Raw genomic sequence first — 15,030 nt, 5'->3', positions numbered from 1 at the left:
CTTCTTATTAAAAACCGCCTGAAGAAATCTTCAGGCGGTTTGATCTAACTATTTTATTAATCGAATGAGTGCTATTGCCATTAAAAGTTCCTTCACTTATTTCTGCTATCAGCGTCCAATCACGTATTGGCTCCATCTCCATCTGCGCAGCAGCAGGTAGAAAGCCCAGGAGACCAGGAACACAACTGCTCCGCCAAGCCAGGTCAGATAGTGATAATATTCACCATGCCGCCCCACGACGGCCAGCCGCCAATAATACAGCAGGAGCGGGTGCACCAGGAAGATGGCGAAGGAAGCAGCGCCGAAGCTTGATAGAAGCCGGACCGGCCAGCCGTTTTGCCACCTCAGGAACAGCGCCCTTGCGATCAGCAGCAAAGAAAAGCTCGCCACTGCCGTAAATAGATAATAAATGGCGAAGTTCAACACGGCTTTGTAAGGCAGCAGCTGCGGAACCCAATCATAATAAATCCTTCCTGCGAATACAAAGCAAAGCCCGATTAATACAAACAGCGGCAGCACCAGCCAGGCCCACTTCCGGAGCAGCTCCATGGCCCGCTCATACTTTAAGCCAAAACTTGCCCCTAAGGCGAACAGCAGGAAATAACTCGCAAACAAATCCCCTGACGTCCAGTGCAGCACCTTGTTATTCAGGAAATAGAAGCCGGTCTGGAACACAACCGCAAACGGGATCAGCCAGCGTACCGCCGCCTGATAGCGAAGCACCGCCAGCAGCGGCGGAAACAGCACATAGAACTGGATCAGGATCAGGAAATAATACAAGTGTTCATAGTTGTTGCCCGTCAGCAGATGGATCAGGAACGTCTTCCAGTCTGCAAGGGGATGATTCCACTGCCTCCCCTGCTTCATCAGAAAATAGATAAAAGACCACACCGCGTAAGGCACAAAGATGTACAGCAGGCGTTTCTTGTAAAAGCCTAGCACCCAGCCGCTTCTCTGCCGCTCTGGATCAGCATAATTATAGAACAGAACCAGTCCGCTCAGAAAAATAAAAGCCGGAACGGCGAACTGGCTGAGCTTGTTCCAGAACTCGTAAAAAATCGTCAGCCCGCTGCCCGGCACCTGCTGCATCCGGACAACCGGATTCGAGGTGACATGAATCATCACCACAGCCAGAATAGCAATGGCCCGGTAAATGTCCAGACTTTCTATCCTTGGTTTTGTCTTATGTTTAGCCCCCGGTTGGGTCACATTCACTTGAAATCACTTCTTTCGGCAGTCGTTCTTAGCTGTAGTTTATTTGGTGAGCTGTCAAACTTTACTTAAATCTTTACCCACATTGTGAGGCTGCCAAGCGTTTCAAGCAGTTGTCCAGTCTGACCGTCAATCCATTAGGCATTATCGATCCAAACGGTTTTCTCTTCTATGGATGTGCGTTTGCCTTCCGGAAGCTCTTTAACGGCAGGGTAGCCGATATATAAGAAGCCGAGCATTTTCCCTTTGTCTCCCAAACCAAAGGTCTGGTTCATCACCGGATGATAAGCCTGCTCGCCGGTTCTCCAGACGGCCGCCAGGTTCAGCCCGTGGATCTCCAGCAGCATATTCTGGATTGCCGCGGCTACCGCCGCATATTCCTCCAGTTCCACTACGCCCGGTTTATCGGACGGCTGAACGGCTACTCCGATTACAACCGGGGCCCGTTTCACTTTCTCTTCCGCTTTGGACAGCAGCTCCGCTGCCTGCTCTGCGCTAATCTCTCCAGCTTCCTGTCTGGCGATTTCAGCCAAAGCCTTCGCCAGCTTCTTACGCCCCTCTCCTCTCATAACGAAAAACTGCCAGGGTTCCGTCCGGCGATGGTTCGGCGCCCAGGTTCCGGCTTCCAGAATACGTTCAATCAATTCCTTGGAAACGGCTTCCCCCGTTACTTTACCAATGCTGCGCCGAGTGCGGATTGCTTCAAAGATGTTCATATCTGATCTTCCCTTCCCTATGGAAATATGATAGATGAATCCTGCCTAGCTGCAGGACAGATGGTGCATACGAATACCGTTTATTTTAAACCTGCTGAGCGCTTTCATCAAACCGGATACAGCTTATCCCGCCGCACAAATTCAAACAAATGATCAACCGAACGCATCGCATATTCCTTATGCAGCAGCTCCCCGCCCTGCATGACCGCCACGCCCGGCACACTTTCGATCCTCCACTGCTCCCGCAGCTTCGGCGCATAATTGATGTTCAGCTTATAAAGAGGAACACTTCGTCCCGTAGCCTCCACAACCTCCAGCATTCGTTCGCCTACCTGGCACGTTCCGCACATCGGGGTGAAGAACAGCACGGCCTGGCGCTCCTGATTATGATCTAGGCTTTGCAGCAGCTCCTGTTCCGTAATTTCCTTCAGCGGCATGCGAATCGACTCCTTTCTTGAGTCTGCTTCTTTCTTGATTTTACTTCTTGTCTTGTGATGACTTGGCCTATTACCGGCCCGTGTTTGTATTCTGGATTTTACCACAGACACTTGATCAGGTGAAACACTGCGATAACACAAATCAAGTAAGATGGACAAAAACAAGCTTGATTCAACCCTTTCCAAGATAATCCGACTTTTACCGATAGCGTTATGGAGGGATGAGATTACAATGCGTAATAAAAAATGGTTGAAGCAAATGTTCCTTTCTCATTTAGCCATCCTGTGCATCTTTGGAGCTGCCATTATTTGCATCACTTTCATTATCACTTACAGCGATCTGATTGAGGATATCAAGAAATCAAACCATGCCTACGCCAGCCAGGTCGTTGACAGCATGACCACGTCCTTAAAGAATGTGGAGCGCACACTGGCCGAGCAGATGGTTAAGAATACAGCGATCAGCGACTTTTTTAACGCGAATGGAAGCGGAAGCAGCCTGACCAATTATAACGCCTCAAAGGAACTGGATAAACTTCGAAACAACCCTTTGATCCATTCTGTCTACTTCTATCGGAGCAAAGACCAGGCTGTGCTCACGGACAGTTATATCACCGACCTATCCCGATTTAACGATCGCAGCTTTGTACGGCTTCTGCAAAATGATCCTCCCAAGTCCCGCTGGTCATCCCTTCGTTCTTATAGCGAATTTCCGTTAATCGATCCTCCTGAACGAATCCTATCTATGGTCCAAAAGGTAGGCACCGAAGGCTGGATTATCCTGAATGTAAAAGCAGATCAGCTGCTGACCGCAGCCGATAAGCTCAAAAGCCATTCTCAAAGTTTCATGAGTATTTCAGACGCCAAGGGACACCCCGTCTATTCAACCGGACCAGAAAGCAGCCATTCCAAGCTGTTTACCCGATTGTACTCCAATTATATGGACTGGAATTTTTTAAGTGGCACAGCCAATGAGAACTTATTCGGACAAGCCGCCCTGTTGTCCTTGATTCCCTTAACAATTATTGTGATATCCCTGGCTGTCATCGTTGCGGGTTTTCTTTATGTCACTCGCCGAAGCTACCGGCCGATTGAACATATCGTTCGGCGGGTTTCTTCCTACCACCAGGAGCCCAAGATGCCGGGGCATGACGAATTTGCCATTCTGGAGCAGGCCTTTGACGATATGCTGATTCGAATGAATCAAATAGACCTCAAGGAAGCCGAGAATCTACAGTACAGGCAGAAGCAATTCTTTAGCGAGCTGCAGGATTATGAAAACCTCGTTCCAGCCGAGGAATGGCAGACTTACCTTTCCTTGTTTAATCTGCCGGAGCACAGCGACCTGATCATCGTTATTCTAGAGATTGATAAATATGTTCCTTTGCTGCGCCAAGACCGCCAGAGCATGATCAGCTCCAAACAACGGCTTGAACAAATGGCCGCCGAATGGCCGGATCCTGCGTTAAGAACGGTTTGTCTGGACTGGATTTCTGCCGACAGGCTAGTCTTGCTGATCGAGCTTCCCCCACTTGTTAAACCGGAGCCGGACGGGCATGGCGATCGTATGCAAAGTGTGATCCAGTCATTGGATCAGCTCCGTATCCTGGCCGAAGACAAACTGTTCTTCACCACCACTATAGGGATTGGATCTCTGGTACCTGAACTTCCTTTTATTAAAAAATCCTTTGAGGAGGCTTTGACCGCCCTGCAATATAAAATGACGGCGGGACGCAACCGAATTCTCGTTCACCAGGAGATGAAAGAGCTGGAGGAATCTATTAACCCGCTTTATTTCAAGTGGGTAGAAGATTTGGTTCACCATTTCCGGATTCAGCAGATGGAATGGAGAAACGATTTTTCCCGGATCTTCGATCTTCTGGAGGACCAATTGCTGAAAAACGAAGAAATCCAGCTCCTCTTCAACTATTTGACGCACCGCTTTGCGCGGGAGATGGAGGATACCTCGCCTACGATCAATGAATATTGGCATTCGGTTACCCACCCCCGGATGAGCGAAGCGCTCAAAGAAATGGAAGAAACCCCTGAAATCCGGTCGTTGTTCAGCGAGCTGCTGGATCAGCTGTACGAGCAATATAACGTTATGCTGGAGTCCAGAAGCAAAGATCGCCTGATTTACGAGGTCAAAACATATATTGAAGATCATTTTGCCGACTACGATCTGTCCCTGAAATCCATCAGCGACCGCTTCGGTATTAACGGGAAATATGCCAGCCAATTGTTCAAGGAAGAATTTGAGGTCAAATTTGTCGATTTCCTGATCGGGCTGCGGATGGATCAAGCGCAGAAGCTGCTGCGGGAAACCAATGAATCGATAAGTGAAATTGCGCGGCTGGTTGGTTATGAACATGTCATTTCCTTTGGAAGAATATTTAAGAAAATGGTCGGCATGTCTCCCGGTGATTACCGCAAACGGATGCAGACTGCACGGGGTCAGGCCGACCCTGTCTAATAAGCCAAATGCCCCTAAACCCGGCCGTGTTTGGCTTTTTGTATGCTAACTGAATAAGGTTTATCGGCCTCAATGGCGCCCCTCCGGCGCCATTTCTGCTCTTTTGTATAGGCTGCGGAAAGTTGTAAATTGTCTCGCCTCACTCAAACAGGCTATAACGTAGTTGCAAATCCAAATTTTATGGCGAGGTGAAGAAAGGGTTATGAGAAAAAGAGCGTTGAGCTACGCATTGTTGGCCACTTTGGCTATCGGCTTGCTCGGCGGGTGTTCGTCCGGAAGCGGAAACGAAACATCTGCCGCAGCTGGCGCGGCGCCCGCAGATGCGGGCAAGCAGGTGACCTTAAAGGTCGGTATCTTTGACCGCGGCAATGCGCCTGCGGGTTATACGGCTACGGACAACTATTGGACGGACTACGTTCAGCAGAACTTCGGCGATCCCAACAACATTAAAGTAGAGTTTGTTCCGATTCCGCGTAACGACGCCACCGACAAAGTCAACGTCATGATGACCAGCGGAGACGCTCCGGACATTGTATTCGCCAGCACCAACGTTTTAACCCCTTATGGTTATGCCAAAGACGGTGGACTTCTTGAGCTCGACTCGCTGATTGACCAGTATGGTTCTAATCTCAAACAGTATTTGGGTGATGCCCTGGAGGTCGGCAAAGTAGACGGCGTACAATATTCGATTCCTGGACGCCGCGTCAACACTGGCAAATATGAGAACCTGATCCGTAAGGACTGGCTGGACAAGCTTGGACTGCCGATGCCGCAAACAACGGATCAGGTGTATGAGACGCTGAAAGCTTTTAAAGAGAAAGATCCCGGACAAACGGGAGGCAAAGTCATTCCGCTCGGCTTATCCCTGACCCCGGCCTCCATCGAACCGATTGTCTGGTCTTTCATTCAAGACGGCCTTACGGATGAACAGCGCTACACCCTGTCGGAGAATCTGGGTTATCCGCTGCTGCTTCCCGGACATAAAGACGCGGTGAAGTTTCTGAACAAGCTCTACAACGAAGGCCTGATAAGTCCCGACTTTGCACTGGATAAAGATGAAAAGCAGGTCTTTCAGGACGTTATGAACGGAAAAGTCGGCATGTTCAGCGATAACCTCGGCAACGCTTATGCGGACAATCCCGGCATTGCCAAGGTGTTGACCCAAAACGTTCCGAACGCAAATTTGGTCCCTGTCGACCCTTATACCAACAATGCCGGCAAACACCTGAAACCGGAATATGATCCTACAGGTTTCTTCCTGATGATTCCGGCTTCCAGCAAACGCGGTGTCGAAGCGATCAAATACCTCGACTGGATGGCTCAGCCGGATGTTCTCTTTACGCTGATGAACGGCATCGAAGGTGAAGATTACACGCTGGTAGACGGTTTGCCGCAGCGCAACCAATCAGTGGAAACCAACAAACGAATGTTTAACTCCAACGATATTGTGATGATTACGCAAGGCGAGGACTTCGGCAGCAACGAGAAGAACTGGGCTGCAGCTGCTGCGGCGGTGCCTGAGCAATTCCGGCAAAATGTGATCGATGCTTATCGGATGTCGCTAACCGATACGATCCGTTACGCCAATTTCACCACGCCGATCGAGGCGGAGAACAAATTTATGCCAACACTGCGAGATAAATATGACGAGCTTATCGTCAAAAGCGTCATGGCTAAACCTGCCGATTTCAACAAAGTTTATGACGGTCTTCTTAAAGACTATATGGCCAGCGGCGGCGACGCCATTCTCAAAGAACGCACCGAAGCTTTCAAGGCAATGGCGCAATAATCTCACAGCTTAGCCTTAACTAATTCAACTTCTTCTGGAGGATGGGAATGAAACAACTGTGGCTTTACATTTGGCGGAATTGGCAATTGTACGTCCTGCTGCTGGGTCCGGTCGCCTACTTCCTTATCTTCAAATACGGACCGATGTACGGCATCCTGATTGCTTTTCAAGATTTCAATCTGTTCAAGGGGGTGCTGGGCAGCCCTTGGGTCGGATTCGACGTGTTCCGCGAGGTTTTTAGCATGAGCGCCTTTTACAAGGCGCTCCGGAACACTTTTATGCTGAATCTGGCTGATCTGCTCTTTTCGTTCCCTGCTCCGATTCTGCTTGCACTGATGCTGAACGAAGTTTCCAGAGCAAGGTTTAAAAAATGGACTCAAACCCTGTTATATCTGCCCCATTTCTTATCCTGGGTCATTATCGGCGGCATCATGCTTCAGGTCTTCGCTACCAATACAGGGATCGTTAATCTGCTGCTGGGGCATTTAGGGATTGATCCGATTCCGTTCCTGACCAACAAATACAACTGGCTTGTAACTTACCTGGCTGTAGGAATCTGGCAAAGCGCAGGCTGGGGAACGATCATTTATCTGGCTGCGATCGCCGGTATCAACTCCGAGCTTTATGAGGCCGCCTCCGTTGACGGAGCAGGACGTATTCGAAAAATGTGGTCCATTACGCTGCCGGGCATCCGGCCGACCATTGTGGTACTGCTCATTCTCAAGATCGGGGAAATCGTGCAGATCGGCTTTGACCGGCCCTACGTTATCGGTAATGTCAGCGTGCTGGATTTCTCGGAAGTCATCAGTACGTTCGTCTATAAGACCGGGGTTCAAACAGCTAACTTCTCTCTGGCAACAGCGGTAGGTTTGTTCCAAGCTTTAGTAGGAATCGTGCTGCTGCTAGCGTCAAACCGGATCGCCAAGAAAATAACGGGTAACGGAGTGTTTTGATGAAGGCTGCAAATCGTAAACCGTCCATCTCACAGACATCAGGAGGCCGGGCCTTCGAACTCGTCAATATGGGGATTATCTTGGTTCTGGTTATCCTGTGTCTGGCGCCCTTGCTTCACATCGCTTCTATGTCGCTTAGCTCCAACAGGGCTATTCTTTCCGGGGAAGTCACCGTGTTTCCGCTTGAAATCAATCTGGAAGCTTACCGGAAGATTTTTCAGGACAACTCCATGATTCGTTCACTGCTGCTGACTGTAGCGCTGACGGCAGGTTATACCGGCTTATCCATGCTGATGACAATCTTTGCCGCCTACCCGCTGTCCAAGAGGCTGAAGGGCGGCAAACCCATCATGTTCTTTATCATCTTCACCATGTTCTTCAGCGGCGGCACCATTCCGGATTATTTGCTGATCCGCAGCCTGCATTTGACGAACCATCTCGGCTCGCTGCTGCTGCCTACGATGATCAACCCTTTTTTTCTGATCATTCTGATTACGTTTCTTCGTTCCCTGCCGGCCGGGCTGCTTGAAGCCGCCGAAATGGACGGAAGCAGCCATTTTCACACCCTGATCCGGATTGTCCTGCCGCTGTCGCTGCCGGCGCTCGCTACGCTCAGCTTGTTCTATGCCGTAGGCCGCTGGAACGGATTTATGGATGCTTTGATGTACATTACGGATCCGAGGCTGTACCCGATCCAGCTCAAGCTGTATCAGGTTGTCATGAACAGCATGACCAACGATCCTTTGTCGATGCAGGGTGATCAGGTCGTGTCCGTATTGCCGGAAGGCATCAAAGCGGCAAGCATTATGTTTGCCACGGTACCAATTCTGCTCGTTTATCCATGGCTGCAAAAATATTTTATCTCCGGCGTTATGATCGGGGCCGTAAAGGAGTAGTCCACCATGAGGAACAAAGGCGACTTTTCGTTCTCTACCTGCTGGAACATCAAGAGACACCGGGAAGGCAGAGCCATGCTGGAAGAGATCCTGGAGCTCGGCTTCCAATATGTGGAGCTGAACTACAACGTGACGCGGGAGCACCTGGCCACGATTGAGCCGATGATCGAAAGCGGCGTTATCGGCGTATCCAGTGTCCACCATGCTTTTCCGTTTATTGAGGACAAGGATTTTGATACGGACTCCCCCATGCTGGGCTTTGAAGACGAGGACAAACGGAGACGGGCGGTCGAGCTGCTCAAGCAATCCGTCGAATACGCCGTCCGTTACGGGGCAAAAGCCGTCGTGGTTCATCCCGGCGAGGTCCCTTTTCCGGATAACATCGATGCCCGGCTTAAAGAGATTTACAAAACTGAGGGCAGAAGCTCGGAGGCCTATTCGGCACTTTGGAGGACGATGCTGGAGCAAAGACAATACCAGGCTCCGCAAAATTTGGACCGCATTCATCGCAGCCTGGAGGAGATCAGCGAATTCATCGAGCGAAAAGGCTACAAGGTAGCCATCGGCATCGAGACGCGGGCCCGCTGCTACCAAATGCCGACGCTGCGCGAGGCCGAGTGGCTGACCAGCCGCCTGAAGGGAAGCCCTGTCGGGCTTTGGTACGATATCGGCCATGCCATGATGATGGACCGCATGGGGCTTTATGACAACCTGCGCGACCTGCGCGAGCTTGACCTCCCGCTTGCCGGCGTCCACATTCATGAAACGATTGGACTCTCCGATCATTGGTGCCCTTATGTCCACAGCGGGACGGACGAATTTGACGTTTTCCTGGATACCATCCATAAAGCTCCTGTCCGGGTTTACGAGCTGAAATCGGCTTGTCTGCCTGAAGAGATTGAACTAAGCCACACTCAAATCATCAACAAACTACTTGTTATGGAGGGTCAAGCCTGATGATGAATACCGAATGGATTTCCAAATACGCGCCTTATATTTATTTTGACAACAACGAGCCGTTTTTCCCTGTCCGCGTCGGCGTTACCGTGCTGGAGGAAGCGGGGCCTTCCCCTTCCACGCGCAGAACCTTTGCTTTCGACGAGCCGGGCCTTAAATACATTATCGAATATGCGATTTACTGGGATTACGATATTCAGCACCTGTACGAGCTGGAGCATGTCTGGATTTACGTGGGACGAAACGGGGAAGTGATCGATTGCGACGCCAGCTTCCACGGCCGGCATTTCAAGGGGCTTCTGCATGACCGCAGCAACCTGGTGGACGGCACCCATGTCAAGCTGTATTCCCAGCCGGGCAAACATGCCTTCATGCCGCACCCGGAAATGTTTTATCTGCTGCCGGAGCTGATGACCGCAACCGATGAATTTGCGGGAAGACGCGGCCTGCTGATTACCGGCCCGTTCGATGGGGTTTATACGACGGACGACGAAACGGACCGCAAAGTGCAGCTTTATTTGCAAAGCTTCCGCTTTAAACCTGCCATGGAATTTTCGGAATATCGCATTGATCCGGCATTCTACACCACTTGGGAGCAGCTCCATGCCGAGGTTCCCGTCCGCATTAAGGAAAGACTGTCCGAAATTGATGAATGGATGAAAACTAGGGAGGAATAGAGAAATGAACAAACAATTAAAAGTGGGAATCATCGGCTGCGGATCGATCGCATTCGGCAAACATTTGCCTTGCTTGAGCAAACAAGAGGCTGTTGCCATTACGGCTTTCTCCGATATCGTTCCCGAAAAAGCCAAGCAGGCCGCCGAAAAATTCGGAACGCCTGACGCCAAGGTTTACGGCGATTACCGGGAGCTGCTGGCCGATGCCTCTATCGACGTTGTTCACATTTGTACGGCAAACGATGCTCATGCTGACATCGCCATCGCGGCCCTGGAAGCAGGCAAACACGTCATGTGCGAGAAACCAATGGCCAAAACCGCCGCCGACGCCCGCCGCATGGTGGAAGCCGCCAAACGTACGGGCAAAAAGCTGACCATCGGCTATAACAACCGTTTCCGGCCGGACAGCCAATTTTTGAAGCAGGTTTGCGACAATGGCGATCTCGGCGAAATTTATTTCGCCAAAGCCCACGCGCTGCGCAGACGGGGCGTTCCTACCTGGGGCGTGTTCCTCGACAAGGACAAACAAGGCGGCGGACCGCTGATTGACATCGGCACCCATGCGCTGGATCTGACGCTTTGGCTCATGAACAACTACGAACCTCAGGTTGTGCTGGGAACCACCTATCAAAAGCTGGCTAACCGCAAAGGTTCTGCCAACGCGGGCGGAGCTTGGGATCCTAACAAATTTACGGTGGAGGACTCGGCTTTCGGCATGATTGTCATGAAAAATGGAGCCACGCTGATGGTGGAATCCAGCTGGGCTCTGAATATGCTGGATACTCGGGAAGCGTTGTACACGCTTTGCGGCACCGAGGGCGGCGCGGACGTGAAGGACACGCTCCGGATCAACGGGGAGAAATACGGCCGTCTCTACGCCAACAACATTCAGTTTGACGTCAAAGGCGCGGATTTCTTCGACGGACGCAAGGAAACAATGCATGAGCGGGAATGCCGGCTGTGGATCGAAGCGATTCTAAATGACACGGAACCGGTCGTCAAACCGGAACAAGCCTGCGTAGTTTCTGAAATCATCGAAGCCATTTATGAATCGAACCGCACCGGCGAGGCCGTTTACTTCGACTGATACAACTCTAATAAAGGAGGATTAAGGGAATGATCCATGTAGCGATATTGAGCTTTTGGCATGTCCATGCGAAGGATTACGCGCTGCAAGCCGAGCAGCATCCGGAGATCGCCGTCAAAGCAATCTGGGACGAGAATCCCGAGCGCGGGGCTATGCAGGCGGAAGCGCGGCAGGTACCTTTTTACGCCGACTTGGAAGAAGTGTTGGCCAACCCGGATATCGATGCCGTGATTGTAACGACGGCTACCTCAAGACACCGGGAGGTCATTCTGGCAGCGGCGCGGGCCGGCAAACATATTTTTACCGAAAAAGTACTTGCCACAACCACCCAGGAAGCTAAGGAAATCGTGGATGTCGTGGAGCAAGCGGGCGTTAAGCTGACCGTCTCCCTCCCCCGGCTGAACACCCCTTTTGCCCAGGCCGCTCAAGAGGTCGTCGCAAAGGGACTGCTGGGCAAACTGACGCAGGTTCGGGTAAGAATGGCGCACAAGGGCGCACTGTCGGAAACGGGATTGCCGCCTTATTTCTACAGCCTGGAGCAAGCCGGCGGCGGAGCCATGATTGATCTCGGCTGCCACCCGATGTACCTGACCCGCCTGCTGCTCGGTATGCCCGAGACCTTGAGCGCAAGCTACGGTTACGTAACAGGCCGGGAAGTAGAAGACAATGCCGTCGCCGTACTCCGTTATGCATACGGAGCTTTGGGGATCGTCGAAACCGGCTTCGTAAACCCGCTTTCCCCGCTTACGCTGGAAGCCCACGGCACCAAAGGAAGCATGGCCTTCAGCCTGCAGAACCGGAAGCTGGTCGTGGCCAGTCTGGACAACGGCGCCAATCCATTGATGGAGTGGCCGCTGCCCGAAGCTCTGCCTTCGGATCTGGAGCAATGGGTTTCCCATATTCAGCAGAACACGGTAAACACACAAAACCTGGAGATGGCTCTTGACCTGACCCGTCTGATGGAGGCCTCCAATCTGTCGGCCAAGCTGGGCAGAGCGGTAGAACTTTCGCAGCTGCAGGAGCAGACGGTTTAAAAGCGGGTAAACGTTGTAATATAATTGAATTACAAGTTGATTATGTTAGGATTAAAATAGAAATAAGGACGGTCAGCAGACCGTCCCCAGCATAGCATCTTGAGCGGGATTCCCTCAGACTGCAAAAGCGATCAGAAAATGACCCACCGGTTCGCCAACCTGGAGTGGGTCATTTTCGTTTAATCCCCTCTTAGAAAGGCTATCCCCATAATTACGCTACTCGAACTATTAAGCTTCTCATCTCACAGCCCTCCAACCTTTCAAATAAAAGAAGCTATTGATTATAAGTTAATGATTATAAGTCAATGTAGTCCAGGAATTTTTTAATGATTCTCTTGCGGGAATTCTTATCTGAAAAGATCCAGCCGAATGAAAGGTTAGAAGCAAGTTGATTATTAGCCAAGGGGATAGCGATAATCCGCCCACTTTCAATGTAGGGGTCATCAATTAACAAATAATTAGATAAAAAACTGATCGCCAATCCTTCAGCTACTGTTTTCTTAATCACTTCAGAGTTTGAGGTTTTAAACAGAACATTCATGGAACCATTGCTCTCTTCAAGCAGGGTCATGAAATTTCCCCATAACTGACTTGCATTCACAACCAGTGGATAGTCCGCTAAATCCTGAAGATTTAATACTTTTCGAAAAGCAAGAGGGGAATATTTAGGAACGATCACTTTAACGTCAGGTTTGTAATCAAAGGTTTCAAAGATTATATGTTCAGGCAATGACTCCTCAATTGACTCCTGCATGACGGTAAGTCCTAAATCCACTTGCTGTTTTTTTACTTGTTCAATAATCCCCAGACTTTCCATTTCGATTATGGTTACTTTTATATGAGGATAATCTTTTTTAAATAAGGAAAGAATTTTTGGAAAAAACGCCATTAAACTGGGTGTGGCTGCGATTTTTAGCTCCCCTTGAAGAATGGACGCCGTGGTTTGCGCTTCTTCTTTGATCATCTCCATATATTCAACAATTTTTAAAGCTTTAGTTATAATCTCTTTTCCTTCTAGTGTAGGGGTTGTTCCAAATCGGGTTCTTTTGAAGAGCCGAATTCCCAGTTCTTTTTCAAGCAATGAGATTGACTGGCTGACAGCGGATTGGGAAACATGAAGATTTTGCGCTGCTACCGAAATGGATTGCGTATGGACAATCTCTTTGATGTACCCCATCTGTTCTAAGTTCATAGGCGCCCTCCTAACATAAGTAATGCTTATATAAATATTAAAAATGATAATTTTACATAGGTAAAGATGATATCTATATTTAAAGTATAGCAAAATAGGAGGAGAAAATAATTGAAACAGGCAAAAGGAACAAAAGATTCGTTTATCTTTATAATGATAGCCATTTTTCTGGGAAATTTTATAGCCATGTTAAACTCAGGCACAGTAAACGTTGCGCTTCCTAAGATCATGAATGATCTGCATTCCAGTATAAACACCGCTCAATGGGTAGTAACGGGATTTATGCTGGCCATAGGAATTATTGCTCCCGTTACGGGCTACCTCGGAAATAAAATCGGCTACAAAAATTTGTATGTATATGCCTTGATCGGATTAACCGCTTCTTCTGCACTATGCGGACTTTCTTGGAACATGAGTTCCTTGATTGTTTTTCGTTTCTTGCAAGGTTTTAGTTCAGGATTGATTCAAATATCGACCATGACTATTATTTTCCAATCCGTGAATAAAGAAAAGCAATCGATGGCGACCAGTCTGTGGACGGTATCCCTGATGGTTGCTCCGGCAATCGGTCCGACCTTGGGCGGGATTTTAACCCATTCCCTTGGTTGGAAGGCGTTGTTTTTCGCCAATGTTCCGTTCGGAATCATAGCCGCTCTATTTGCTTATTTTTTTATCCCTGCAAGAGAAGGAGCAAAGGATGTTTCGCTTGATTTCATGGGGCTGCTTACGGTTGTAGTCGGTAATGTTTCTTTGCTGATGTATTTTACAAAAGGGGCTGACTTAGGCTGGCTCTCTGTACCGGCTTTGTCCTTGTTATTCTTCGGTGTTGTAGGGATAGCCGCATTTATATGGAGGGAATTGACGGCCAAAGAACCCTTATTGAATATCCGAGTTTTTAAATATGCCAAATTTTCATGGGGAATGGTCATAAATTGCCTTATTTCAGTAGGACTGTATTCCAGTGTTTTTTTAGTTCCGATCTTTATGGAAGAAGCACAGGGAGAGTCTTCATTTACAGCAGGGATGATCATGCTGCCAGGGGCTTTACTTATGATTATAGTTACCCTTATAGGCGGTAAACTGCAGGAGAAAATAGATTCTTTCTGGTTAGTGCTGTTCGGGGGATGTTTGCTTAGTCTTGCTACATGGGAATTCAGCCGGTTAAGCATGAACTCCTCCATCGTTTATATCACTTTTTGGATGGTTATTCGTTATATCGGGATAGGGCTGGCGGCTTCTCCGGCAATGAGCATTTCGATGAGTGTGATTCCGCGGGAAAACGCCGGTCATGCATCAACGATATCCAACTGGCTGCGCCAGGCGATGGCTGCCCTAGCCATTGCAATCTTCAGCTCTATTTTGGCCGCAAGGACACAAACACATCTCCTTGCATTAAGCGGAGAGAAAACAGGTGAAGCGCTGAAGCGCTTTGCATTGGTTTATGCAACCAACGATACGTTTCTTGTGGGTACCTTCGTCACGATCATGGCCATTCCGCTTTCGCTGCTTTTGAAGCAAAAGAAATCCAAAAGCTCCAAGGAGAATCTTGCAACGGCAGAGAGAAACCTGTAATGAAGTGAGCCCAACAAAAGGAGACGGCTCTTGGG

General features: G+C 49.4%; 13 protein-coding genes. 9 read left to right on the top strand and 4 right to left on the bottom strand.

Annotated elements, in window-relative coordinates; translation table 11 throughout:
• Nucleotides 1-108 precede the first annotated feature (108 nt).
• From CBE73_RS16025 to CBE73_RS16015, 3 genes are all read right to left on the bottom strand, one after another.
• Nucleotides 109-1,215, bottom strand: coding sequence for an acyltransferase (locus CBE73_RS16025; RefSeq protein ID WP_094095075.1), 1,107 nt, complete (start codon nt 1,213-1,215; stop codon nt 109-111).
• Between the two features lie 134 nt (nt 1,216-1,349).
• Nucleotides 1,350-1,928, bottom strand: coding sequence for a nitroreductase family protein (locus tag CBE73_RS16020; protein ID WP_094095074.1), 579 nt, complete (start codon nt 1,926-1,928; stop codon nt 1,350-1,352).
• Nucleotides 1,929-2,035: 107 nt separating this feature from the next.
• Entirely contained in the window at nt 2,036-2,365 is a 330-nt protein-coding gene (locus tag CBE73_RS16015; RefSeq protein WP_094095073.1) for a thioredoxin family protein, read from the bottom strand.
• A gap of 232 nt (nt 2,366-2,597) precedes the next feature.
• Here CBE73_RS16015 and CBE73_RS16010 point away from each other — a divergent pair, with 232 nt between their 5' ends.
• The 8 genes from CBE73_RS16010 (at nt 2,598) to CBE73_RS15975 (ending at nt 12,231) form a co-directional block, all read left to right on the top strand.
• Nucleotides 2,598-4,838 (top strand): helix-turn-helix domain-containing protein, encoded by a 2,241-nt coding sequence (locus CBE73_RS16010; RefSeq protein ID WP_157739599.1) that lies wholly within the window; start codon nt 2,598-2,600, stop codon nt 4,836-4,838.
• Nucleotides 4,839-5,040: 202 nt separating this feature from the next.
• On the top strand, nt 5,041-6,627 hold the full coding sequence (locus CBE73_RS16005; RefSeq protein ID WP_094095071.1) for an extracellular solute-binding protein: 1,587 nt from the start codon (nt 5,041-5,043) through the stop codon (nt 6,625-6,627).
• A gap of 47 nt (nt 6,628-6,674) precedes the next feature.
• Nucleotides 6,675-7,580: an ABC transporter permease gene (locus CBE73_RS16000; RefSeq protein ID WP_229752575.1), complete on the top strand. Its 906-nt coding sequence runs from the start codon at nt 6,675-6,677 to the stop codon at nt 7,578-7,580.
• On the top strand, nt 7,580-8,476 hold the full coding sequence (locus CBE73_RS15995; RefSeq protein WP_229752574.1) for a carbohydrate ABC transporter permease: 897 nt from the start codon (nt 7,580-7,582) through the stop codon (nt 8,474-8,476). The genes CBE73_RS16000 and CBE73_RS15995 overlap by 1 nt, the downstream gene beginning before the upstream one ends.
• Before the next feature lie 6 nt (nt 8,477-8,482).
• Nucleotides 8,483-9,433 carry a sugar phosphate isomerase/epimerase family protein gene (locus CBE73_RS15990; protein WP_094095069.1) on the top strand — a complete coding sequence of 317 codons (951 nt, stop codon included), beginning with the start codon at nt 8,483-8,485 and terminating at the stop codon, nt 9,431-9,433.
• Nucleotides 9,433-10,110: a hypothetical protein gene (locus CBE73_RS15985; protein WP_229752573.1), complete on the top strand. Its 678-nt coding sequence runs from the start codon at nt 9,433-9,435 to the stop codon at nt 10,108-10,110. Before CBE73_RS15990 ends, CBE73_RS15985 begins: the two co-directional genes overlap by 1 nt.
• A gap of 4 nt (nt 10,111-10,114) precedes the next feature.
• The gene (locus CBE73_RS15980) at nt 10,115-11,197 is read left to right on the top strand and encodes a Gfo/Idh/MocA family protein (protein ID WP_094095068.1); all 1,083 of its coding nucleotides are present in this window, start codon (nt 10,115-10,117) and stop codon (nt 11,195-11,197) included.
• Between the two features lie 29 nt (nt 11,198-11,226).
• Nucleotides 11,227-12,231, top strand: a complete 1,005-nt coding sequence (locus tag CBE73_RS15975) for a Gfo/Idh/MocA family protein (protein ID WP_094095067.1) — start codon at nt 11,227-11,229, stop codon at nt 12,229-12,231.
• Nucleotides 12,232-12,526: 295 nt separating this feature from the next.
• Here the strand turns inward: CBE73_RS15975 and CBE73_RS15970 are convergent, their stop codons facing one another.
• Complete coding sequence (locus CBE73_RS15970; protein ID WP_094095066.1) at nt 12,527-13,423, bottom strand: LysR family transcriptional regulator; 897 nt, start codon at nt 13,421-13,423, stop codon at nt 12,527-12,529.
• Nucleotides 13,424-13,534: 111 nt separating this feature from the next.
• Here CBE73_RS15970 and CBE73_RS15965 point away from each other — a divergent pair, with 111 nt between their 5' ends.
• Entirely contained in the window at nt 13,535-14,995 is a 1,461-nt protein-coding gene (locus tag CBE73_RS15965; RefSeq protein ID WP_094095065.1) for a DHA2 family efflux MFS transporter permease subunit, read from the top strand.
• The last annotated feature ends 35 nt before the right edge of the window (nt 14,996-15,030 follow it).

Origin of the sequence: Paenibacillus physcomitrellae, from assembly GCF_002240225.1 — a bacterium.
Lineage (GTDB): Bacteria > Bacillota > Bacilli > Paenibacillales > Paenibacillaceae > Fontibacillus > Fontibacillus physcomitrellae.
This window is presented reverse-complemented; position numbering and strand designations above follow the sequence as displayed.